Below are 8021 nucleotides of genomic sequence, written 5' to 3'. Positions count from 1 at the left end.
GCTCGACGACCAGTTTTCCGATCGCAGCGCGTGCCGCCATCTTGGCGATCGCGTCGCCGCCGCGCGCCAGCGGGAAGGTTTCGGTGACCCGCGGGGCGATCTTGCCGGCGGCCCAAAGCGCGAACAGCCGGTCGATGTTCGCCTGATTGGCCTGCGGATCGCGCGCGGCGAAGGCGCCCCAGAACACGCCGCAGACGTCGCAGCTCTTCAGCAGCGTCAGGTTGAGCGGCAGCCGCGGGATGCCCGCGGGGAAGCCGACGACGAGATAGCGGCCCTCCCACGCGATCGAGCGCAGCGCGGGCTCGGCATAGTCGCCGCCGACCGGATCGTAGATCACGTCCGCGCCCGTTTTGCCGACCGCCGCCTTGAACTGCTCGGCCAAGGCCTTGGACGCGTCCTTGTCGAACGGCGCGCGCGCGTAGACGATCGTCGTGTCGGCCCCTGCGGACCGCGCGGCTTCGGCCTTCTCCTCGGACGAGACCGCGGCAACGACGGTCGCGCCGAACGCCTTGCCGAGCTCGACCGCGGCCAGCCCCACCCCGCCCGCCGCACCCAGGACCAGCAACGTTTGCCCCGCCGTCAGATTCCCGCGGTCGAGCAGCGCGTGGATCGTCGTGCCATAGGTCAGGATCAACGACGCGCCTTCCGCGAAGCTGCGGCCTTCGGGCAGGCGGTACAGCTTGGCGGGGTCGGCGATCACCTGCTCCGACAGTCCGCCGTGGCCGATCATCGCGATGACGCGATCGCCAACGGTCCAGCCCTCCACACCCTCACCGATGCTGGCGATGGTCCCTGCGATCTCACCGCCGGGCGCGAACGGGCGCGACGGCTTGAACTGATACTTGTCCTCTATGATCAGCACATCGGGATAATTGATCGCGCAGGCGCGGACGTCGACGACGACCTGCCCGCGGCCAGCGACCGGATCGGCGACCTCCGTCAGTTCCAGTGTTTCAGGTCCGCCCGGCGCCTTCGACAGCAATGCCCGCATAGCCGCTTCTTTCCTCGATCCATGGGCGATGCTCGCTCATCGCGCCTTCGAAGTTCGAAATCGCGGTATCCCGGGCCAAGGTCAAGCCGATCTCGTCGGTGCCTTCCATCAGGCACTGCCTGCGAAACGGATCGAGGTGGAATTCGAACCGGTCCTGGTATGGCGTGGTGACCGTCATCGTCTCCAGGTCGACCGTGATCGGCTGGTCGCTCGCCACGTCCACAAGCCGATCGATCGCTTCCTGCGGCAGCACGACGGGGACGATGCCGTTCTTGAAGGCGTTCGACGAGAAGATATCCGAAAAACTCGGCGCGATCACCGCCTTCACCCCCATGTCGACGAGCGCCCAGGCGGCATGCTCGCGGCTCGACCCGCAGCCGAAATTGTCGCCCGCAACCAGGATCGGCGCGCCCGCATAGCGCGGATCGTCGAAGATGTTGCCCGGCACGGCGCGCACCGTCTCGAACGCACCGCGGCCCAGCCCGACCCGCGTGATCGTCTTGAGCCAATGCGCCGGGATGATGACGTCGGTATCGACGTTCTTCGCGCCCCAGGGGTATGCGGTGCCCTCGACGATGGTGACGGGAGTCATGCGGCAGCCTCCAGCGATGCGGATGCGAGAATTCGGTCGGCGGCCCAGCCCACCGAGAGCGAAACCCCGTCGAAATTTTGGGGGCCGACCAGCGCGCCGACGTCGAGACCCGCGAGCCCGATCGTGTCGAAGAACGCACGAGCGTCGGCGAGGCCGGAGCCGCGCAAGCAGAAGCTCTGGACGATCAGCACCGCCTCCTTTGTGCGGAACCGGCGCGCCTCCAAGATGACGGCGGCGGTTCGGTGGAAGAGCTGGTAGCGTAGATGCCCGACGGGCGCCGATTCGATACCGAGAAGCGCGCGCATGCCGGCAAGCCGCTGCGCCTTTCCCGTGCCGCCCTCGGTGAGCCATTCCGACACCGGCTTGCCGAAGCTCTCGTCGACCTTGGCCTCGATGCCGAGCACGGCAAGGTCGTCGCCGACGCCGATCAGCGCGAGCAGGTCGGTCTGCGACGCGGTGCCGCGTCCGTCACACAGGTCGGTCTCGCGCTCCAGCCACCCGTCGAGCAGCTCGGCATCGGCGAACCGCCCCGATTGCGCCAGCACCGCGCGCACCGCAGGCGCGATGTCGCCCGCGGCGAACCAGGCGTCGGCAAGCGCCTTGGCGGAGCGCCCTTGCTTCCAATGCGCGGGCTTGCCGAGGTGGGGGATCACGTCCTCGGGACGGCGCAGCGGGACAGCGAGGCGCGACGACCGCCTCATCCCATCAGCTCGCGCACGTCCGCCAGCCGCCCGGTCACCGCCGCCGCCGCCGCCATCGCCGGCGACAGCAGGTGGGTGCGCGCGCCCGGCCCCTGACGCCCGACGAAATTTCGGTTGCTGGTCGACGCGCAGCGCTCGCCCGGCGGCACCTTGTCGGGATTCATCGCGAGGCACATCGAGCAGCCGGGCTCGCGCCACTCGAAGCCTGCGGCGGTGAAGATGCGGTCGAGCCCCTCGGCCTCCGCCTGCCGCGTCACCAAGCCCGAGCCGGGCACGACCAGCGCGCGCACGCCATCGGCAACGCGGCGCCCGTCGGCGACCGACGCGGCGGCGCGCAAATCCTCGATGCGGCTGTTGGTGCAGCTGCCGATGAAGACATGCTGCACGGCGACGTCCTGCATCGCGGTGCCGGGCGCGAGCCCCATGTAATCGAGCGACTTCCTCGCCGCCGCACGCTTGGACGCGTCGGCGAAGCTGTCGGGATCGGGCACGTGGCCGGTGACGGCGACGACGTCCTCGGGGCTCGTCCCCCAGGTCAGCGACGGCGCGATGTCGCTCGCGTCGAGGCGGACGCTCGTGTCGTATCGCGCGCCGGGATCGGTCGGGAGCGAGCGCCACCATGCGACCGCGCGGTCCCACGCCTCGCCGCTCGGCGCCATCGGGCGGCCCTTGAGATAGGCAAAGGTCGTCTCGTCGGGCGCGACCAGACCGGCGCGCGCGCCCGCCTCGATCGACATGTTGGCAACGGTCAGCCGCCCCTCGATCGACATGCCGCGAAACACCTCGCCGGTATATTCGACGACATGGCCGGTGCCGCCCGCCGCGCCGATCCGGCCGATGATCGACAGGATCACATCCTTGGGGCTCACGCCGAAGCCGAGCGCGCCATCGACGCGGATCTCCATCGTCTTCGATGCGCTGAGCAGCAGCGTCTGGGTCGCCAGCACATGCTCGACCTCGCTCGTCCCGATCCCGAACGCCAGCGCGCCCAGCGCGCCATGCGCCGAGGTGTGGCTGTCACCGCACACCAGCGTGGTGCCCGGCAGCGTGAAACCCTGTTCGGGCCCGACGACATGGACGATCCCCTGCTCGACGGCATTGGCGTCGATATAATCGATGCCGAACTCCGCGGTGTTGCGGCGAAGCGCGTCGAGCTGCTGCGCGCTTTCCGGGTCGGCGACCGGCAGCACGCGGCCGTGCGCATCGACGCGCGGAGTCGTCGGCAGATTGTGGTCGGGCACTGCCAGCGTCAGCTCGGGCCGGCGAACCCGGCGCCCGGCAACGCGCAACCCCTCGAACGCCTGCGGGCTGGTGACCTCATGGACGAGGTGACGGTCGATGTAGATGAGGCACGTGCCGTCGTCGCGACGCTCGACGACATGCGCGTCCCAGATCTTCTCGTACAGGGTGCGGGGGGCGGTCATGATGGGCGGGCTGTTAACCGAAAACGGGCCGGCGCAAAAGCGGCGTTACGCCGTCATCGCGTCGCGGCCAAGGTTGCCGAAGCGCGCAAGTCCGCCCCGGAGAACAGGAGCCTTGAAGCGACGTCGATATGATGGCGCATGAACACGGACAATGTCGGAGAATAGACGACGACGTCCACCGAGACCGCCAAGCTGCTCCGGTCGAACAGCGACCAGAGCCGCGCCCGGAGCGCATCGTCCACGTCGCCCCAAAGCGCGATGTCGATATCGGATGCAGGGCGCGCCTTGCCGTTCGCACGCGATCCGAACACCGCGACCCGTTCTATGCGATCGGCGAACGGCAAGAGCACGCCACGCACGATTTCGCGGTCGCGTTCGGACAGGATGATGTCGTCATCCATCCTCGAGCCCGACCCTTTCGATCAGCAGCATGTCGTAAAGCGCCTCGAAACGGTCCATGAAGCACGTCTCTATCTCGCGGACGACGCGCTCGAAGGCTTGTCGCCGATAGACATGCGACATCAGATTACGCGCGTCGAGCGCTTCGATCCAGACTGCGCCTTCATCGATATAGCCCGCGGCGAAGGCGGCCTTGATGACGTCGGCCGGACCCTGCCGATCCAACGTGACCTTCCGCCACACCAGGTAGTCCTTCAGCGTCTTCCAAGCGAGTTCGAACGTGAACTCGAAGCGCTGGATCAATCCTTCCGCAACGATCGGCGGCATCGCGGGATCGTTCACCAGCTCGATGCCCTCACGCAGCAGGACCATCGCGCCACCGAAATTGTCGAGGCGCTGGACCCATCGAGGCGTATCGGGATCACCGATGTTCATCAGCCATCATAACCCGCCGTCGTCCTCGCCGCCACCTCGTCCGCGCTCACGCCCGGCGCCAGCTCGACCAGCCGGAAGCGCGATTGGTGGTCGGGGCGCTGGAACACGCCCAGATCGGTGACGATCATGTCGACCACGTTGCGCCCCGTCAGCGGCAAGGTGCATTCGGGGATGAACTTCGGCGATCCGTCCTTGGCGTTGTGGTCCATCACGACGATGATCTTCTTTACCCCGGCGACCAGGTCCATCGCGCCGCCCATGCCCTTGATCATCTTGCCCGGGATCATCCAGTTGGCGATGTCGCCGCCCTCGCTCACCTCCATCGCGCCGAGCACGGTCAGGTCGATGTGCCCGCCGCGGATCATCGCGAAGCTCTGCTCCGACCCGAAATAGGCCGATTGCGGCAGCTCGCTGATCGTCTGCTTGCCTGCGTTGATCAGGTCGGGGTCGACCTCGTCGTCGTACGGGAACGGGCCGATGCCTAGCATGCCGTTCTCCGACTGGAGCGTCACCGTCATGCCCTCGGGAATGTTGTTCGCGACCAGCGTTGGGATGCCGATCCCCAGATTGACGTAATAGCCGTCACGGAGTTCCTTGGCCGCGCGCGCGGCCATCTGGTTGCGGTCCCAAGCCATTACTTCTTCTCCTCGGCCGCATCGGCCCAGCGCTTTTCGGGGGGAAACAGATCGTCGACGCCGCCTTTCAGCGCGGTGCCGTAGACGGGATTCGGCAACAGGAACCAGCCCTTGCCCCATAGACCCGCGGCGGATCCGTGGACCGCGATCGCGCGCCGGCCGGCCACCGCAAGCGTGTTGAAGCGGTCGGAGAAATCCCCGAGCTGGTCGCCGGCCATAGCGATCACGCAGTATCTCGCCGCGATCGCCGCACGCCGCGCGTCCTTGCCGCTCCCCGGGGCCCCATCGCCCATCAGGAACAGCGTGTCGCCGTGCCGGAAATCGCCCAATCCGACGCCCTTCAACGTCGCTGCGGTCGCGCCCGCATTCGCAGCACCGCGATTGGTGTTGACGACCGCGGTCACCCCCAGCTTGCGCAATTCGGTCACCGCATGCACCGCGCCCGGCACCGCCACGGTCGCGCGCGCGCCGGTCTGCTCCCAGCGCGACCAGCGCGCCGCGTCGAACGGCTCGCCCGTCGCCGCTCGTGCCTCGAAGCCCAGATTGTAGATCAGCGTTTCGTCGGCGTCGAACACCACCGCCAGCGGCTTGTCGCCGCACGGCACGAAGGTCGCCTTCACCAGCGGCGAGTCCGCGGCGAGCACGACGCTGTCCGCCGGACGATGCGCTGCCTTGTCGGTTGCATAGGCGACGAGCGCATGCATCGCGGTGAGCGCCATCGCGCCGCCCTCGCCCGAGCCGTACAGATATTGCATGCCCGCCGGAGCCGCCGGCGGCAGCGGCTGCTGCCGCACGCCGAACGGCGCGCTGCCAACATCGCGCACGCGCGGCGTCGCACAGCTTGCGAGCGCCAGCGCGGCGAACAGAACCGCGCCTGTCCTTGCAAGGGTGGGAGAGAACGTCGCTTTCCCGCCGCTCACGCCCCCGCCCGCTCCCGCACGGTACGAAACTCGATCTTCTTGTCGTACGGCGCGCCGACGATCATCCGCTTCACGTAAATGCCGGGCAGATGGATCGCATCGGGGTCCAGCGAACCCACCGGTACGACCTCCTCGACCTCGGCGACGCACACCCGCCCGGCGGTCGCCATCGGCTGGTTGAAATTGCGTGCGGTCTTGCGAAAGATCAGGTTACCGCTCTCGTCGGCCTTCCACCCCTTGATGATGCTCAAATCGGCGCGGATGCCGTGTTCAAGGATGTAATCCTCTCCGTCGAAGGTCTTCACCTCCTTGCCCTCGGCCACCAAAGTGCCGACCCCGGTCTTGGTGTAGAACCCCGGTATCCCCGCACCGCCTGCGCGGCAGCGTTCGGCGAGCGTCCCCTGCGGGCAGAACTCCACCTCCAGTTCGCCGCTCAGATATTGCCGCTCGAATTCCTTGTTCTCGCCGACGTAGGACGAGATCATCTTTTTCACCTGGCGCGTGCGCAGCAGCTTGCCGAGCCCCTCGCCGTCGATGCCGGCATTGTTGCTGGCGATCGTCAGGTTCTTGACCCCCGAAGCCTGGATCGCGTCGATCAGCCGTTCGGGGATGCCGCACAGCCCGAACCCGCCCGCGCAGATCGTCAGCCCGTCGTGGAGCAACCCTTCGAGCGCGGCGGCGGCATCGGAATAGAGCTTCTGCATCGGGACCCTCGCTGACGTGGCGTCCTGCGATTACGCGGGTGCGCCGCGCGCGGTCAAGCGATCGGCGCGACGATGCCGATGCCCGGATCGGATCGGATCGGGCCGCGACCACTTGCGCGCAGGTGGCGAGCGCGGCGTTCGCACCTTGGCGTGTCGGCTCGCGCGCGTCGCGCATGACGCCGCGCATCGCCAGCGCTGACCAGAGACGCCTGCACGATTGCGGCGGTCGATGGTTCAGCGGTGCATGTCTCCTTCATTGATGCTGCAGCCGAAGCCCGGCGCGTGGCCATGTCGCCCTTGCGAGCCGCCCCGATCCCGACAATGTGACCCAAGCGGTCGTCATATCCTCGCCGCACCAGCAGATGTTGGTGGTGAACACGTCTTCCGTAGCGACGAACTCGACCAGCTCGCCCACCGGCGACACCACGCTGATCCCGCACTCGCCGATCGTCGCGATGCAGATGTTGCCGCCCGCCTCGACACCCAGCGAATCGAAGAACTTGTACCCCGCCGGGCGGTACAGCGGCGTGGCGGGGCCGCCGACACCGCTCGCAGGGTCGACCCGACCCGGCGCGACCACGTCGAACGCCATCAGCCGGCAGGTGTAGGTCTCCGCCGCGTAGAGCCGGCGGCCATCGGGGGACAGGCCGATGCCGTTGGGGTTTTCGGACGGAAAGATCACCTCTGCCAGGTGGCTGCCGTCCGCCTTTGCATAGAAGATGCCGGTGACGTCGCGGGTCCGCTCGCGGATCTTGCCGTGGTCGGTGAACCAGAAGCCGCCGTGCGCGTCGAACACGATGTCGTTGGGTCCGCGAAGCGTGCAGCCGAAATCGCCGTCGCGGTACAGCATTTCGACCGCACCGGTGGTGATGTCGATGCGTTCGATCCGCCCGCCGGAGTAATCGTGCGGCTGCCCGTGCGGCACCAGATAGCCGTTGGTCTCGCGGTACTCGAAACCGCCGTTGTTGCAGCAATACAGCTTGCCGTCCGGCCCGATTGCCAGCCCGTTGGGCCCGCCGCCGGGCTCCGCCACGGTCGTGCAGGTGCCATCGGGCGCGACGCAAGTGATGCGCCCGGCGGCGATCTCGACCAGGATGACGCTCCCGTCCGCCATCGCGACCGGGCCTTCGGGAAAGCGCAAGCCGCTGGCGACGGTCGTCCACTCGATCATGCACGCTCTCCCGATTTTCCGCGCCCCATCTTTCGCGATGGTAGCGCGC

Annotated in this window: 10 protein-coding genes; all 10 read right to left on the bottom strand. The window is 67.8% G+C overall.

What is annotated here, in order from left to right:
- Positions 1–991: NADPH:quinone oxidoreductase family protein (locus tag ACE5C1_RS13750; protein ID WP_374944638.1), on the bottom strand; the 991-nt coding region annotated here is incomplete at its 3' end.
- Positions 954–1583, bottom strand: coding sequence for a 3-isopropylmalate dehydratase small subunit (leuD, locus tag ACE5C1_RS13745; RefSeq protein WP_374944637.1), 630 nt, complete (start codon positions 1581–1583; stop codon positions 954–956). The genes ACE5C1_RS13750 and leuD, both read right to left, overlap by 38 nt.
- Positions 1580–2284, bottom strand: a complete 705-nt coding sequence (locus ACE5C1_RS13740) for a hypothetical protein (RefSeq protein ID WP_374944636.1) — start codon at positions 2282–2284, stop codon at positions 1580–1582. Before ACE5C1_RS13740 ends, leuD begins: the two co-directional genes overlap by 4 nt.
- Positions 2281–3708 (bottom strand): 3-isopropylmalate dehydratase large subunit, encoded by a 1428-nt coding sequence (leuC, locus tag ACE5C1_RS13735; protein WP_374944635.1) that lies wholly within the window; start codon positions 3706–3708, stop codon positions 2281–2283. The genes ACE5C1_RS13740 and leuC overlap by 4 nt, the downstream gene beginning before the upstream one ends.
- 53 nt (positions 3709–3761) lie before the next feature.
- On the bottom strand, positions 3762–4109 hold the full coding sequence (locus ACE5C1_RS13730; RefSeq protein ID WP_374944634.1) for a nucleotidyltransferase domain-containing protein: 348 nt from the start codon (positions 4107–4109) through the stop codon (positions 3762–3764).
- Complete coding sequence (locus tag ACE5C1_RS13725; RefSeq protein ID WP_374944633.1) at positions 4102–4542, bottom strand: nucleotidyltransferase substrate binding protein; 441 nt, start codon at positions 4540–4542, stop codon at positions 4102–4104. Before ACE5C1_RS13725 ends, ACE5C1_RS13730 begins: the two co-directional genes overlap by 8 nt.
- A complete protein-coding gene (locus ACE5C1_RS13720) occupies positions 4542–5177 on the bottom strand; it encodes a CoA transferase subunit B (RefSeq protein ID WP_374944632.1) in 636 nt (211 codons plus the stop codon). Before ACE5C1_RS13720 ends, ACE5C1_RS13725 begins: the two co-directional genes overlap by 1 nt.
- The gene (locus ACE5C1_RS13715) at positions 5177–6097 is read right to left on the bottom strand and encodes an HAD family acid phosphatase (protein WP_374944631.1); all 921 of its coding nucleotides are present in this window, start codon (positions 6095–6097) and stop codon (positions 5177–5179) included. The genes ACE5C1_RS13720 and ACE5C1_RS13715 overlap by 1 nt, the downstream gene beginning before the upstream one ends.
- A complete protein-coding gene (locus ACE5C1_RS13710) occupies positions 6094–6801 on the bottom strand; it encodes a CoA transferase subunit A (protein ID WP_374944630.1) in 708 nt (235 codons plus the stop codon). The genes ACE5C1_RS13715 and ACE5C1_RS13710 overlap by 4 nt, the downstream gene beginning before the upstream one ends.
- A 253-nt stretch (positions 6802–7054) precedes the next feature.
- Positions 7055–7972, bottom strand: coding sequence for an SMP-30/gluconolactonase/LRE family protein (locus ACE5C1_RS13705; protein WP_374944629.1), 918 nt, complete (start codon positions 7970–7972; stop codon positions 7055–7057).
- Between the last annotated feature and the right edge of the window lie 49 nt (positions 7973–8021).

It is taken from the genome of Sphingomonas sp. (assembly GCF_964263785.1).
In the GTDB taxonomy this organism is placed as follows: Bacteria; Pseudomonadota; Alphaproteobacteria; order Sphingomonadales; family Sphingomonadaceae; genus Sphingomonas.
This window is presented reverse-complemented; position numbering and strand designations above follow the sequence as displayed.

What these genes read in the sequence shown, in the direction of transcription:
- leuD (WP_374944637.1), bottom strand. Translation starts at nt 1,583, where the DNA reads ATGACTCCCGTCACCATCGTCGAGGGCACCGCATACCCCTGGGGCGCG.
- ACE5C1_RS13740 (WP_374944636.1), bottom strand. Translation starts at nt 2,284, where the DNA reads ATGAGGCGGTCGTCGCGCCTCGCTGTCCCGCTGCGCCGTCCCGAGGAC.
- leuC (WP_374944635.1), bottom strand. Translation starts at nt 3,708, where the DNA reads ATGACCGCCCCCCGCACCCTGTACGAGAAGATCTGGGACGCGCATGTC.
- ACE5C1_RS13730 (WP_374944634.1), bottom strand. Translation starts at nt 4,109, where the DNA reads ATGGATGACGACATCATCCTGTCCGAACGCGACCGCGAAATCGTGCGT.
- ACE5C1_RS13725 (WP_374944633.1), bottom strand. Translation starts at nt 4,542, where the DNA reads ATGAACATCGGTGATCCCGATACGCCTCGATGGGTCCAGCGCCTCGAC.
- ACE5C1_RS13720 (WP_374944632.1), bottom strand. Translation starts at nt 5,177, where the DNA reads ATGGCTTGGGACCGCAACCAGATGGCCGCGCGCGCGGCCAAGGAACTC.
- ACE5C1_RS13710 (WP_374944630.1), bottom strand. Translation starts at nt 6,801, where the DNA reads ATGCAGAAGCTCTATTCCGATGCCGCCGCCGCGCTCGAAGGGTTGCTC.
- ACE5C1_RS13705 (WP_374944629.1), bottom strand. Translation starts at nt 7,972, where the DNA reads ATGATCGAGTGGACGACCGTCGCCAGCGGCTTGCGCTTTCCCGAAGGC.